Below are 13,786 nucleotides of genomic sequence, written 5' to 3' on the forward strand. Positions count from 1 at the left end.
CCAGATCGTCGACACCGCGTCGGGCCGCGCCGATCGCTCCTTCCAGCAGATCATCATCCGCGGCTTCACCCCGGCGGTGGCGACGCTGCCGACGACCTCGATCTTCATCGACGGCGTGCCCGTCTCGACCGCCACCGCGGTGCAGAACATCGAGGATCCCGAGCGGGTCGAAGTGCTCAAGGGCCCGCAAAGCGCCTATTTCGGCCGCCAGACCTTCGCCGGCGCGGTCAACGTCGTGACCAAGGATCCGACCTCGGAGTTCAGCGGCACGGTCGACGGCTCGCTCGGCACGCACAACAATCACGACGCGCAGATCGCGGTCAGCGGCCCGATCCTCAAGGACGACATCCTCGGCTTCCGCGCCAGCTATCGCGACTGGGCGAAGGACGGCTCCTACAAGAATGCCGGCGATCCCAGCCAGACGCTGGGCGACCAGCGCACCCGCAGCGCGACCCTGTCGCTGGTGTTCAAGCCGACGTCGAACTTCAAGGCGAAAGCCTTCGGCATGTATTCGACCAACAATGACGGGCCGAGCGCGACCGGCCTGATCTCGGCCTATCAGGTAACCAACGGGGCCGGCCAGACGATCCTCGCCAACCAGTCCAACTGCACGCTGACCGGGCGCACCTCGACCGGCGCCGCAATCGCCAATCCCTATGTCTGCGGTACGCTGCCGTCGCTGTCGACCAACCAGCCCTCGGCCACGACCGTGCTCAACCCGACGGTCCAAAACTACCTCAACAGCTCGGTCGGGCGCGTGATCGACCCGAGCGACGGCGTGCACGACTATGGCCTGCGCAGCCGCTATTATCATCTCCATCTCGCGATGAGCTAGGCGATCCCGGATACCGGCATCACGCTGTCCTCGCTCACCGGCTACAATAATGAGCGCAAGAGCGAGCTCTCCGACCTGTCGGACGTCTATGACGTCAGCTCGCCGGTGACCAATCCGAAGGCCGGGTCCGAGACCTATTACGACTATCCCTATCTGGTCGAATATGTGAACCGCGACTTCTCGCAGGAACTGCGCGCCAGCCTCGACAAGGGCCCGTTCCGCGCGACCGCGGGCGTGAGCTATCTCAACGCCTTCTTCCAGAGCGGCGGCGGCGGCAGCCCGGCGATCCCGGTCTCGATCACCAGCGGCGCGACGCGCTCGAAGACCTATGGCGGCTTCTTCGGCCTCGCCTATGACATCACCTCGAAGCTGACGATCAACTTCGACGGCCGGTATCAGATGGACGACCTGATCGCGTTCGCCAAGCCGGGCGGCGTGACGCTGACCTCGAGCACCTTCGCACCCGCCGGCACCTATGCCGCCGGCAGCAAGCTGGTCGAGAAGAAATATTACAACTTCATGCCGCGCGCGATCCTGAACTACCAGATCACGCCGCATACCCTGGCCTATGCGTCCTATTCGAAGGGCATCAACCCGGGCCTGTTCACCACCGTCTTCCTCAGTCAGCCGGCGGCAACGCAGGCGGCCGCGGCGGCGGCGGGCTTCCAGATCGCGGTCAAGCCCGAGAAGCTCGACAATTACGAGGTCGGCCTCAAGGGCAAGCTGTTCGACAACAAGGTCCGCTACGCGCTCAGTGCCTATTACGGGATCTGGTCGAACCAGATCAACCAGCTCAACATCATCGTGCCGGTCAACAACATCCCGACGACGCTGTCGGGCTATGCCAATACCGGCAAGGTCCGCATGCGCGGCATCGAGGGCGAGTTCGCCTTCTTCCCGACCTCGCGTCTGTCGCTCAACCTGAGCGGCGCGATCAACGACAGCTATATTCTCAAGCTGACCAACTATACCGTCACCAGCCTGACCGGCGTCACCAACTATCGTGGCAAGCAGAATCCGCTGACCTCGAAATATTCGGCGGCGGCGTCGGCGGAATATGACGTTCCGCTGCCGATCTACGACGGCCTGGCCGCGTTCGGGCGCGTCGACTTCACCTACAAGTCGGGCGTCTTTACCGATGCTGCGAACATCACGCGGACGCCGGACATGAACCAGGTCGATCTCCACGCCGGCGTGCGGAGCAAGGCGATCACCGTCGAGGCCTATGTCTCCAACCTGTTCAACAACAAGGCCTATGGCAGCGCGATCGACTATTACGCGTTCAGCGCCAACCTGTCGCATCTGGCTTATAATTCGGGCGTCGCGGTGTCGCTGCGCGATCTGCGGACGGTCGGCATGCACATCCGCTACGCCTTCTGATCCGAACCCGGGCCCCGCGCAGGTCGGCGCGGGCCCCTCGGGCAAGAGTGTGTGACGACGGCGATCCGCCTGACGAGCAGTCGTCGGGCGGATCGTTCATAGGCGGCCCGGTCTGCTAGGGCGGCGGGACATGAGAGAGGTGTGGCGATGGCGTTACCGAATCCGCTGATCAACCGCGACCGCGCCGAGCAGGTGATGGACCTGTTCGGAGTCTCGGCGCTGATCCTCGCCGAGCCGATGAACGTCTATCATGCAACCGGCTTCTGGCCGCAGACCGTCGCGATGGGGCAGGCGGGGATATCCTTCGCGATCGTGCCGCGCGACCGCACCAGCCCGGTCCGGCTCGTCACCAGCCAGTTCGTCCATTATCTCTACGATCTCGACGCGCCGCCCCGCGATCATGCGCTGCAGATGATCCTGTACACCGCGCCCGACGGCATCGAGGGTAACGCCGCGCCGCCCTTCTTCTTCGCCGAGGCGGTGGACGGCACGCCCGACCCCTATGATCGATTTCCGCGGGCCGCGACCGCGGCGATGGTCGCCGCGCAGGCGCCGTCTATAAACGCGACGCAGGCGCTGCTCACAGCACTGGCCGAGATGGCCGTCGCGGGGCTTGTCGGCACCGATTCCGGCATCCCGGAACAATTGTTCGGCGGTCGCTTCCGCTATCGTGCCGCCGATCCGCTGTTGCGCCGGATCCGGATGATCAAGACTGCGGCCGAGATCGCGCTGATGCGCCATGCCGCGACCAACAATGCCGAGGCGGCGCGCAGCGTGATCTCGGGCATGGCGATCGGGGACAGCTATGACGACCTCCGCCGCGGCTTCTTCGCCGAGACCGGGCGGCGCGGCGGCATCCCGATGTTCATCTCGACCGACAGCATGCCGGTGCGCCAGCGCGACGGCTTCATCCGCGAAGGCCGCTCCTTCGCGATCGATGCGGTCAGCCATTATGCCGGCTATCACGGCGATTATGGCCGCACCGTCTTCGTCGGCACGCCGGGCGCGACCGTCCGCCGCGCGCTCGACGCGGCGATCACCGCCAATGAGGCGATTGCGGCGGCGCTGCGCCCCGGCCTGCGCTATTCGGACGTGACCCGGATCGGACGCGAGGCGGTCGCCAAGGCCGGGTACAGCATCACCGTCGCCTGCGGCGCGTACAGCGTCGGGCTGCTCCACACCGACGAGGCCTTTAAGGATGACGGGCTCGCGTTCAGCAAGGCCGACCATCTCATCGAGGAGAACATGATCCTGTCGGTCGACTGCCCGACGCTGCAGGTCGATGCGGCGGGCAATGTCCATCTCGAGGATCTGTGGCTGATCACCGCCGAGGGGTGCGAGCCGCTGTACGAGCGCGACGAGCCGTTCATCCAGATCTGAGCGGGCGGCCGCGGCGCCGACTATCCAAGGAAGATACGATGTCCCTGCCTACCCCGTTGATCAACCGCGACCGGGCGGAGCAGGTGATGGCGCAGTTCGGCGTCGGTGCGCTGGTGCTCGCCGATCCGATGAACGTCTATTATGCGACGGGATTCTGGCCGCAGACTCTGGTGATGGGCCATATCGGCTCGACGGTCGCGGTGGTGCCCGCCGACCGGACCAAGCCGGTGGTGATGGTGACCGCGCAATTCCTCCATTATTTCTTCGATCTCGACGCGGTGCCTGCGGGCAGTCCGCTCCACATCCTGCTCTACACCGCGCCCGATCAGGACGGCGAGGGTGCGCTGCCGCCGTTTTTCTTCCGCGCGGCGGCGGACGGGGTTCCCGACGCGCATGAGCGGGCGACGCGCGAGACCACCACCGCGCATCTCGCGGATCATCCCGCCTTCGCCAGCGCGACCCGCGCGCTGCAGGCGGCGCTCGACGGCGTGGTCGGCGATCTCGCCTCGGACGATCTCGTCGCGCAGGCGCTGCTCGGCGGCGCGTTCGTCCCCGCCGGTCCGCTGCTGCGACGCATCCGGATGATCAAGTCGCCGCACGAGATCGGGCTGATGCGGATCGCCGCGCGCTGCAATCGCGACGCGGCCCATGCCGCGGTCGCCTCCGTCGGGCGGGGGGCGCGCTATATCGACCTCCAGCGCGCCTTCTTTCGCGAGACCGGCGCACGCGGCGGCAAACCGGTGTTCATCTCGACCGACCACAGCAGCTATCGCAACCGCGAGGGCGTTATCCGCGAGGGCCGCGCCTTCTCGATCGACGCGGTCGCCAGCTATGCGGGCTATCATGGCGATTATGGGCGCACCGTGCTCGTCGGCGAGCCGCAGCCCGCGCTCCGCCGCGCGCTCGATGCCGCGATCCTGTGCAACGATGCGGTATCGGCCGCGCTACGCCCCGGGCTGCGCTATTCGGACATCATCCGGATCGGGCAGGAGACGCTGGTCCAGCACGGCCACGACATATTGACGCCGTCGGCGCCGCACAGCGTCGGGCTGCTGCACACCGACGAGGCGTTCAAGGACGATGCGCTGACCTTCGTGAAGGCGGACCATCTGATCGAGCAGGACATGATCCTCAGCATCGACTGCCCGATGCTGCAGACCGACATGGGCGGCACGGTCCATATGGAGGATCTCTGGCTGGTCACCGCCGACGGCTGCGAGCCGCTCAACGACCGCGCGGCGCCGTTCATCCGGATCTAGCTCCGCCGCGACGTCGCGGGGACGGTCGGACGACCGCCCCCGCCGGTCGGTCAGCGGTGACGCATCGGGCCGTGGTGGATCGGGTGATGCATCATGTGGTGGTGCATCGGACGATGATGATAGGGGCGTGCATCGGCGACGGTGGCGAAGGCGAGGGTGCTGGCGAGCACGGTCGCCGCGAGAAGGACGGTACGCATCTGAAGGATCTCCTGGCGCGCATCGTGCACGCTCCTGGCAGACGCGCCCCGCTTATGATCGTTCCCCCCGGTGCGTGGACGCACCCAAATTGTCAGCGATCGAGGATCGTTCGGTAGAGCGCGAGATAGTCGTCCGCCATCCGGTCGATCGAGAAACGATCTTCGACGGCTTGGCGTACCGTCGCGCGGTCGAGCGTGCCGATCCGGTCGAGCGCGGCGCGCGCCTCCTCGGGCGTCTCGACGAGAAAGCCGGTGACGCCGTGCTCGATCAGTTCGGGCATCGATCCGCGCCGGCTGGCGATGACCGGGGTGCCGCACGCCATCGCCTCGATCACCGACAGGCCGAACGGCTCGTCGAAGTTGATCAGGTGCAGCAGCGCGTGCGCATGGCCGAGCGCGTGCGTGCGCTGCGTGCCGCCGACGACGCCGTGGAAGGCGATGGCGCCGCCGTCGACCGCGGGCGCGACGCGCGTCTCATAATAGCCCTGATCCTGGACCAGCCCGTACAGGTCGAGGCGGCGGCCTGCGTGGCACGCGAGCGCGATCGCCTCCGCGGCGCCCTTGTCGGGGTGGATGCGCCCGAAGAACAGCAGATCGTCGCCGCCGTCGGCCACGAACGGAAAATCCGCGATCGGGATGCCGTGATGGATCGTCGCGGCATAGCGCAGCGCCGGGTGGCGGTCCGCCGCGCTGATCGCGACGAAATGCACGCGGTCCTGATAGGGCGCGTACATCGGCAGGATGCGGTCGGACGAGAAGCCGTGGATCGTCGTCACCATCGGCGTGTCGATCAGCGGCGCGAAGGCGTGCGCGGGAAAATCGGCCTGGTTGTGGATCAGGTCGAACCGGTCCGCCTGCGCGAACAAATGCGACAAATGGCGATATTCCCACACCTTCGCGTCGATCGCGGGATCCTCGGAGTAAGCGGCGGGGACGACGCCGTCGAGCGTCGCGCCGGTCAGGCTGTCCAGCGTCGCGAACAGCGTCACATCGACGCCGCGCGCGACCAGCGCCTCGGTGAGCAGGCTGGTGACCAGCTCCCACGGCCCATAGCCGCGCGGCGGCGTACGCCACGCGATCGGTGCCAGCATGGCGATCTTCATGCGATGATCAGTCCTTCATTGGCGCGCAGCAGGCCGGGCACGGACGGACCTTCGAGGGTCGAGAGAAGCGGTGTTCCGTGCCAGTCGACGATGGCGTCCTGTGCCGTCAGGTTGAGCAGGATGCGCAGCCGCGCGTCGCCATGCGCGCGCGCATAGACGAGGACGCCGTCCGGCGCGTCGAGCAGCGACATCGTGCCGACGGACAGCGGCGACTGGGCGCGCCGCAGCCGCAGCAAATCGCGGTACAGCTGCAGCATCGCCGTCGGATCGCGGTCCTGCGCGGCGACGTTGCGCGTCCGCCAGTCGGGGTTGAGCGGCAGCCAGGGCTCGGTCGTGCTGAACCCCGCGAACGGGCTGGCGTCCCACGGCATCGGCGTGCGCGAGCGGTCGCGACCGATGCCGAGGCCGGGCTGGCGCAAATCCTGCGGATCGCGCACCCGGTCGGGCGGAATCGGCACTTCGCCGATGCCTAGCTCGTCGCCCTGATAGAGCGTCGGCGTGCCGCGCAGCGTCAGCAGCAGCATCGCGGCGACCCGCGCCTGGGCCTCGCCGATCCGCGCGGCGATGCGCGGCGCGTCGTGGCTGCCGAACACCCAGTTCGGCCAGCCGAAGGCCGGCAGCGACGCCTCATAGTCCGCGATCACCCGGCGCAGCACCGCCGCGTCCCAGGCATTCTCGACCAGCTGGAAATTGAACGGCAGATGCACTTCGGGCGTGTCGGGCGTGCCGTACCAGCGCGCGTGCCGGTCGTTGGGCAGGAAGATCTCGCCGACCAGCACGCGGTCGCCATAGCCGTCGGCGAGCGCACGCATCTCGGCGGCGATGGCGTGCGCCTCGGGCTGGTCGGTCGAATGGCGCTGGAGCAGCCGATCGCGTTCGGTGATGCCGGGGTGCCAGTCGGGATTGACGGGATTGTCGGGGAACCCCTCGGCCTTGACGATATGCCACAGCACGTCGATCCGGAAGCCGTCGACGCCGCGATCGAACCAGAAGCGCATCGCGTCGAGCATCGCCGCGCGCAGCGCCGGATTGCGCCAATTGAGGTCGGGCTGCTCCTTCAGAAAGGCGTGAAGATAATATTGGCCGGTGGCCGCGTCCCATTCCCACGCCGACCCGCCGAAGTCGCTGATCCAATTGTTGGGCGGCCCGCCGTCCGGACCGGGATCGCGCCAGATATACCAGTCGCGCCTGGGATCGCTGCGTGACGAACGGCTCGCCTGGAACCAGGGGTGCTGGTCCGAACTGTGGTTGGGCACGAAATCGAGCAGCAGTTTCAAGCCCCGCGCATGGACCGCGGCGAGCAGCCGGTCGAACGCGGCGAGATCGCCGAACATCGGCGCGATCCCGACATAGTCGGCGACGTCATAGCCGAAGTCGGCCATCGGCGAGGGGAAGATCGGCGACAGCCAGATCGCGTCGACGCCGAGCGTCGCGACATGGTCGAGCCGGGCCTCGATGCCGGCGAGATCGCCGATGCCGTCGCCGTCGCTGTCCTGGAAGGAGCGCGGATAGATCTGGTAGATGGTGCCGCGCTGCCACCAGGGCGCATCCGTCTCGTCGTTCGTCATCGGATGCTTCCAGCGTTCTTGGCGACCTAGCGTTCCGTCCGCGCCATCAGCTCGGCGAGATCCGCCGTCCAGTTGACTGCCCACGTGTGGGTGCCGTGGCCATGCGTGTCCGCGGTCTCGGGCACCAGCCGGAAGCGCGCATGCGGCATCCGCCGGACCGCCTGCTGCGGATAGTCGAGGTTGCGCGGGTTGATGAAATCATCCGCCGAATTGATCCACGTCATCGGCGCGGTGATCGTCTCGAGCCGGCCCCAGGGATCGTAGCTGCGCGAGGAATCGACCTGGTAGATCAGGTCGTTGGCGTCGATCTGCGGGAGCGCTTTCGCGACGCGATCCTCGGCGAAGTGCGCGGCGGCGTCGCGGTTCGGATAGAGTTTCTGATAGTTGAGCGGTGCGGCGCCGGCGATGAACAGGATCGACTCCGCGGCGCGCAGGCCCTGCTGGGGTTCGCCGACATAGTCGCCATGCTGCCAGGCCGGATCGGCCTCGATGTCGTCGATCAGCAGCTGGCGCCACATGCGGTTGAGCCCGGCCAGCTCGACCGGTTCGCAGGCGAGCGGCATCAGCGCGCGGGCGAAGTCTGGATGCGTCTCGCCCCAGACGAAGGCGTGCATGCAGCCCATCGAGGTGCCCATGATCAGCCGGGCATGCGCTATGCCCAGCCCCTTGGTCAGCAAGCGATATTGCGCCTCGACCATGTCGTCATAATCATAGTGCGGGAACGTCATCCGCAGCCCGTCCGAGGGTTTGGACGATTGTCCGTGGCCGATATTGTCGGGCAGGATGATCCAGTAGCGGCGGATGTCGAGCGGCTGGCCGGGTCCGTAGAGCTGGTCGGCGAATTGCGGACTGAGGAATTGCCGGCCGGTACCGCCGGTGCCGTGCAGCACCATCACCGCATTGTCGATCGCGCCGCTGGCGTCGCGATGCGGCTGTCCCAGCGTCGTATAATGGATGCGCAGCGTCGACAGCGTGGCGCCCGACCGGAACCGGAAATCGGGGATGTCATACTCGGCGTCCCGCGTCGGCCAGCTCCGCGTCGGCGGTGTCGTGGGGGCGAGCGGCGCCGAGGCCTTGGTCGGGGTGGCGGCAAGCAGAGCCAGCGCAAGCAGGAGCATCGAGATCCCTTCCGGTCGTGAGCAGCGATCCGCTGGTCCGCGATCACGGCTATCGCAAAAACCGTGCAGCGTCCAAGCGGCCTGGGCCCGCCGACCCCGGATCGGCGCGGGTGCCTCGCAGTCGGCGCCGGCATGGCGTGGACGCGCTGGCGGCGATCACACCGACATTGGGCGACGCGCAAAATCGTATCGAGGATCGGAACGCCGCGCCATGGGTTGGATCGACGACCGTCGGACGAGCCGCTATTGGCGTGCGGGGTGCTCAGCGAGGTAGGTCGTGCAGAAGTTTGATGCGTCGTTTCTGGCCGGGGGCGGCGAGATGGGCGTTTTGTTGCGGGCAACCGACTGGTCCGCGACGCCGCTCGGGGCGGCCGAGACCTGGCCGTCCACGCTGCGGTCGATGCTTTCGGCGCTGCTCAATTCGCCGATACTGGGTGCGGTGCTCTGGGGGCCGGAGCTGCTGTTCCTCTACAACGACGCCTATGTGCCGTCGCTCGCCGATCGCCACCCCGCGGCCTTGGGACGCCCGGTGTCCGAGGTGTGGGGGGACGCCTGGGCGCAGGTGTCTGCCCCCTTCTATCATTGTCTCGCAACCGGCGAGGGCTTCAAGAGCGAGGACGTCGTGCTGCCGATCGTGCGCCACGGCGTGCGCGAGACGACCTATTGGGATTTCAGCGCGACCGCGATCCGCGACGACCAGGGCGCGATCGTCGGGCTGCTCAACCAGGGATTCGAGACCACGCAGCGGATCCGCGCGCAGCGCGAGCTGATCTCGGCCGAGGCCTCGTCGGCGCAGGTGCTCGATGCGACGTCCGAGGCCTTTTACGCGGTCGATCGCAACGGGGTGACGACGCTGTGCAACACCGCGTTCGTCAAGATGCTGGGCTTCGACAACAAGGCGGATGTGATCGGCCGCGCGCTTCACGGCCTCATCCACCATTCACACCCCGGCGGCGCCCATTATGACCGTGTCGACTGCCCGATCTACCAGGCCGCGGCGAGCGGCATCGCGGCGTTCGTCGACGACGAGCTGTTCTTCCGGCTCGACGGCACCGCCTTCCCGGTCGAGTATCGCGCCGAGCCGATCGTCGTCGACGGCGTGCTGACCGGCGCGATCTGCACCTTCTCCGACGTCACCGAACGCCGCGCCACCCAGGCGGCGCTGGCGCAGCTCAACGAGACGCTCGAACAGCAGGTCGTCGCGCGCACCGCCGAGCGCGACCGGATGTGGGAGACCTCGCTCGACCTGCTGCTGATCCTCGATTTCGACGGCGTGCTCCGCCGCGTCAATCCGGCCTGGACGACGATCCTCGGCTATGCCCCGCACGAGCTGGTCGGCCACCATACCGTCGAGTTCGTCATCCCCGACGATCATGACACGGTCCGCGCCTACACGGCGGCGGCGGCGGGACACAGTCCGCGGATCGAGAATCGCTGCCGCCACAAGGACGGCTCGATCCGCTGGATCTCCTGGGTCGCCGCCCCCGCCGGCGGCATGACCTATGCGACCGGCCGCGACGTCACGCTCGACAAGGCGCGCGCCGAGGAACTCGCCGAAACGCAGGAGGCGCTGCGCCAGAGCCAGAAGATGGAGGCGGTCGGGCAGCTGACCGGCGGGCTCGCCCACGACTTCAACAATCTGCTGACCGGGGTGATGGGCAATCTCGAATTGCTCCAGCTGCGCATCGCGCGCGGCCGGTTCGACGACGTCGATCGCTTCATCAACGCAGCGCAGAGCGCCGGGCGCCGCGCCGCCGCGCTCACCCAGCGGCTGCTCGCCTTCTCGCGCCGGCAGACGCTCGATCCGCGGCCGACCGACGTCAACCGGCTGATCCTCGGCCTGGAAGAGATGCTGAGCCGCACCGTCGGCCCGGCGAACCGCATCGAGGTGGTCGGCACCGCCGGCTTGTGGACGGCGATGATCGATGCCGGCCAGCTCGAGAACGCGCTGCTCAACCTGTGCATCAACGCGCGCGACGCGATGCCCGACGGCGGCCGGATCACGATCGAGACCGCCAACAAATGGATGGACGACCGCACCGCGCGTGACCGCGATCTTGCGCCCGGCCAATATCTGTCGATCTGCGTCACCGACACCGGCACCGGGATGACCGCCGACACGATCAAGCGCGCCTTCGATCCCTTCTACACCACCAAGCCGATCGGGCAGGGGACCGGGCTCGGCCTGTCGATGATCTACGGCTTCGCGCGGCAATCGGGCGGCCAGGTGCGGATCTATTCCGAGCTCGGGCAGGGGACCACGGTGTGCATCTATCTGCCGCGTCACGTCGGCGAGGCGGATCTGCCCGTCGTCCACGACGACGGCGCCGCACCGCATGACGGCGAGGGCGCGACCGTGCTGGTCGTCGACGACGAGGCGAGCATCCGGCACCTCGTCGACGAGGTGCTCGAGGAGACGGGCTATAGCGTGATCGGCGCCGCCGACGGCGCCGCGGGGATCAAGATCCTCCAGTCCGCCAAGCGGATCGATCTGCTGATCACCGACGTCGGCCTGCCCAACGGCATGAACGGCCGCCAGGTCGCGGACGCCGCCCGCGCGCTGCGGCCCGGGCTCAAAGTGCTGTTCATCACCGGCTATGCCGAGAATGCCGCGGTCGGCAACGGCCATCTCGAACCGGGGATGGAATTGCTGACCAAGCCCTTCGCGATGAGCGATCTGGTGCGCAAGGTGCAGGAAATGCTCGCGCCTTCGCCCGGCGGCTGAGCGTCGTCGCGCCGAACTTTTTTTGGCGGTGGACCAGCGCTACGGCGTGACGGCGCGCGCGGAGCATGCGACGACGCCCCGATCTGAGGAGACCATCGCCATGAAGACCCGTGCCGCCGTCGCGTTCGAGGCGAAGCGCCCGCTCGAGATTGTCGAACTCGATCTCGAGGGCCCCAAGGCCGGCGAGGTGCTGGTCGAGATCATGGCGACGGGCATCTGCCACACCGACGCCTATACGCTCGACGGGCTCGATTCGGAGGGCCTGTTCCCGAGCGTGCTGGGGCATGAGGGCGCCGGCATCGTGCGCGAGGTCGGGGCGGGCGTCACCTCGGTCAAGCCGGGCGATCATGTCATTCCGCTCTACACCCCGGAATGTCGCCAGTGTAAGGCGTGCCTGTCGGGCAAGACCAACCTCTGCACCGCGATCCGCGCCACCCAGGGCAAGGGGCTGATGCCCGACGGCACGACGCGCTTCTCCTACAAGGGCGCGCCGATCTTTCATTATATGGGCTGCTCGACCTTCTCCAACTTCACCGTGCTGCCCGAGATCGCGGTCGCCAAGATCCGCGACGACGCGCCGTTCAAGACCAGCTGCTACGTCGGCTGCGGCGTCACCACCGGTGTCGGCGCGGTGGTCAACACCGCCAAGGTCCAGGTCGGCGACACGGTGATCGTGTTCGGGCTCGGCGGGATCGGGCTCAACGTGCTGCAGGGCGCGCGGCTGGCGGGGGCGGGGATGATCGTCGGCGTCGACATCAATCCCGACCGCGAGGCCTGGGGCACGCGCTTCGGCATGACCCACTTCGTCAATCCCAAGACCGTCGAGGGCGACATCGTCGCGCATCTCGTCGCGCTGACCGACGGCGGCGCGGACTATACGTTCGACTGCACCGGCAACACGAATGTGATGCGCCAGGCGCTCGAGGCCTGTCACCGCGGCTGGGGCACCTCGATCGTGATCGGCGTGGCCGAGGCGGGCAAGGAGATCTCCACCCGCCCGTTCCAGCTCGTCACCGGGCGCAACTGGCGCGGCACCGCGTTCGGCGGCGCCAAGGGGCGCACCGACGTCCCCAAGATCGTCGACTGGTACATGAACGGCAAGATCGAGATCGACCCGATGATCACCCATGTGCTGACGCTCGACGACATCAACAGGGGATTCGAGCTGATGCACGCCGGCGAGAGCATCAGGAGCGTGGTGGTCTACTGACATCCCGAGTCACCCCGGCGTCCGAGCCGGGGTCTCGCTTCTTCGTTGAGGCGGTCTGGGCAGCGGAAGCCCCGGTCGAGGCTGGGGTGACGAAGAGATTGCAAGGGAAACGCATGGACACGCTATCGACCAATATGGCGTTCGGCGGCACGCAGGGCGTGTACCGCCACGCTTCGTCCGCGACGGGCACCGACATGACCTTCTCGGTCTACATCCCGCCGCACGCCGAGGGGACGACATTGCCGGTGGTCTGGTATCTATCGGGCCTGACCTGCACCCACGCCAACGTCACCGACAAGGGCGAGTATCGCGCCGCCTGCGCCGAGCTCGGGCTGATCTTCGTCGCACCCGACACCTCGCCGCGCGGCGAGGGCGTCGCCGACGATCCCGACGGCGCCTATGATTTCGGGCTCGGCGCGGGCTTCTACCTCGACGCCACCGAGCCGCCGTTCGCGGCCCAGTATCGGATGGCGTCCTACATCACCGCGGAATTGCCCGCGCTCGTTGCGGCACACTTCCCTGCGGATATGGCCCGCCAGTCGATCATGGGCCATTCGATGGGCGGCCACGGCGCGCTGACCCTGGGGCTGACCCATCCCGACCGCTACCGCGCGATCTCGGCCTTCGCGCCGATCGTCGCGCCGAGCCAGGTGCCCTGGGGCCGCAAGGCGTTCGGCGGCTATCTCGGCGCCGATCCCGCGGCCTGGCGCCGCCACGACGCGGTCGCGCTGATCGAGGATGGCGCGCGGGTGCCGGCGCTGCTCGTCGACCAGGGTGACGCGGATAAATTTCTGTCCGAGCAACTCCGGCCGGCGCTGCTGGCGCACGCCTGCGCCGCGGCCGGGATCGACCTCGAGCTGCGGATCCAGCCCGGCTACGACCATAGCTATTATTTCATCTCGACCTTCATGGCCGAGCATCTCCGTTGGCACGCCGCGCGGCTAAGATAAGTCTCGATACCGTCATTGCGAGCCGCACCCCCGGGCCGGGCCCGGGGTCGCCATGACGCGT

The 13,786-nt window shown here is 67.5% G+C and carries 10 protein-coding genes and 1 pseudogene (1 of these 11 running past the window's edge); 7 read left to right on the forward strand and 4 right to left on the reverse strand.

What is annotated here, in order from left to right; translation table 11 throughout:
• The 4 genes and pseudogenes from Q0326_RS15390 to Q0326_RS15405 all read left to right on the forward strand — a co-directional run.
• A pseudogene (locus Q0326_RS15390) lies at window positions 1-835 on the forward strand (TonB-dependent receptor plug domain-containing protein) (it extends 398 nt beyond the left edge of the window).
• Between the two features lie 24 nt (window positions 836-859).
• The gene (locus tag Q0326_RS15395; protein ID WP_363304256.1) at window positions 860-2,215 is read left to right on the forward strand and encodes a TonB-dependent receptor; all 1,356 of its coding nucleotides are present in this window, start codon (window positions 860-862) and stop codon (window positions 2,213-2,215) included.
• Between the two features lie 147 nt (window positions 2,216-2,362).
• Window positions 2,363-3,595 carry a M24 family metallopeptidase gene (locus tag Q0326_RS15400; protein ID WP_298692074.1) on the forward strand — a complete coding sequence of 411 codons (1,233 nt, stop codon included), beginning with the start codon at window positions 2,363-2,365 and terminating at the stop codon, window positions 3,593-3,595.
• 38 nt (window positions 3,596-3,633) lie between these two features.
• Complete coding sequence (locus tag Q0326_RS15405; RefSeq protein WP_298692076.1) at window positions 3,634-4,854, forward strand: M24 family metallopeptidase; 1,221 nt, start codon at window positions 3,634-3,636, stop codon at window positions 4,852-4,854.
• A gap of 50 nt (window positions 4,855-4,904) precedes the next feature.
• Here the strand turns inward: Q0326_RS15405 and Q0326_RS15410 are convergent, their stop codons facing one another.
• The 4 genes from Q0326_RS15410 to Q0326_RS15425 form a co-directional block, all read right to left on the reverse strand.
• Window positions 4,905-5,051: a hypothetical protein gene (locus Q0326_RS15410; RefSeq protein ID WP_298692078.1), complete on the reverse strand. Its 147-nt coding sequence runs from the start codon at window positions 5,049-5,051 to the stop codon at window positions 4,905-4,907.
• A gap of 92 nt (window positions 5,052-5,143) precedes the next feature.
• Entirely contained in the window at window positions 5,144-6,154 is a 1,011-nt protein-coding gene (locus tag Q0326_RS15415; protein ID WP_298692080.1) for a glycosyltransferase family 4 protein, read from the reverse strand.
• Window positions 6,151-7,722, reverse strand: a complete 1,572-nt coding sequence (locus tag Q0326_RS15420; protein WP_298692082.1) for an alpha-amylase family glycosyl hydrolase — start codon at window positions 7,720-7,722, stop codon at window positions 6,151-6,153. The genes Q0326_RS15415 and Q0326_RS15420 overlap by 4 nt, the downstream gene beginning before the upstream one ends.
• 26 nt (window positions 7,723-7,748) lie before the next feature.
• Window positions 7,749-8,840: an alpha/beta fold hydrolase gene (locus Q0326_RS15425; protein WP_298692084.1), complete on the reverse strand. Its 1,092-nt coding sequence runs from the start codon at window positions 8,838-8,840 to the stop codon at window positions 7,749-7,751.
• A 277-nt stretch (window positions 8,841-9,117) separates the two neighbouring features.
• Here Q0326_RS15425 and Q0326_RS15430 point away from each other — a divergent pair, with 277 nt between their 5' ends.
• The 3 genes from Q0326_RS15430 (at window position 9,118) to fghA (ending at window position 13,725) form a co-directional block, all read left to right on the forward strand.
• Window positions 9,118-11,565 (forward strand): PAS domain-containing sensor histidine kinase, encoded by a 2,448-nt coding sequence (locus Q0326_RS15430; protein WP_298692086.1) that lies wholly within the window; start codon window positions 9,118-9,120, stop codon window positions 11,563-11,565.
• A gap of 100 nt (window positions 11,566-11,665) precedes the next feature.
• Window positions 11,666-12,775, forward strand: coding sequence for an S-(hydroxymethyl)glutathione dehydrogenase/class III alcohol dehydrogenase (locus Q0326_RS15435; RefSeq protein ID WP_298692089.1), 1,110 nt, complete (start codon window positions 11,666-11,668; stop codon window positions 12,773-12,775).
• Between the two features lie 113 nt (window positions 12,776-12,888).
• Entirely contained in the window at window positions 12,889-13,725 is an 837-nt protein-coding gene (fghA, locus tag Q0326_RS15440; protein WP_298692091.1) for an S-formylglutathione hydrolase, read from the forward strand.
• Window positions 13,726-13,786: the final 61 nt, after the last annotated feature.

Origin of the sequence: uncultured Sphingomonas sp. (assembly GCF_937859915.1) — a bacterium.
In the GTDB taxonomy this organism is placed as follows: domain Bacteria; phylum Pseudomonadota; class Alphaproteobacteria; order Sphingomonadales; family Sphingomonadaceae; genus Solisphingomonas.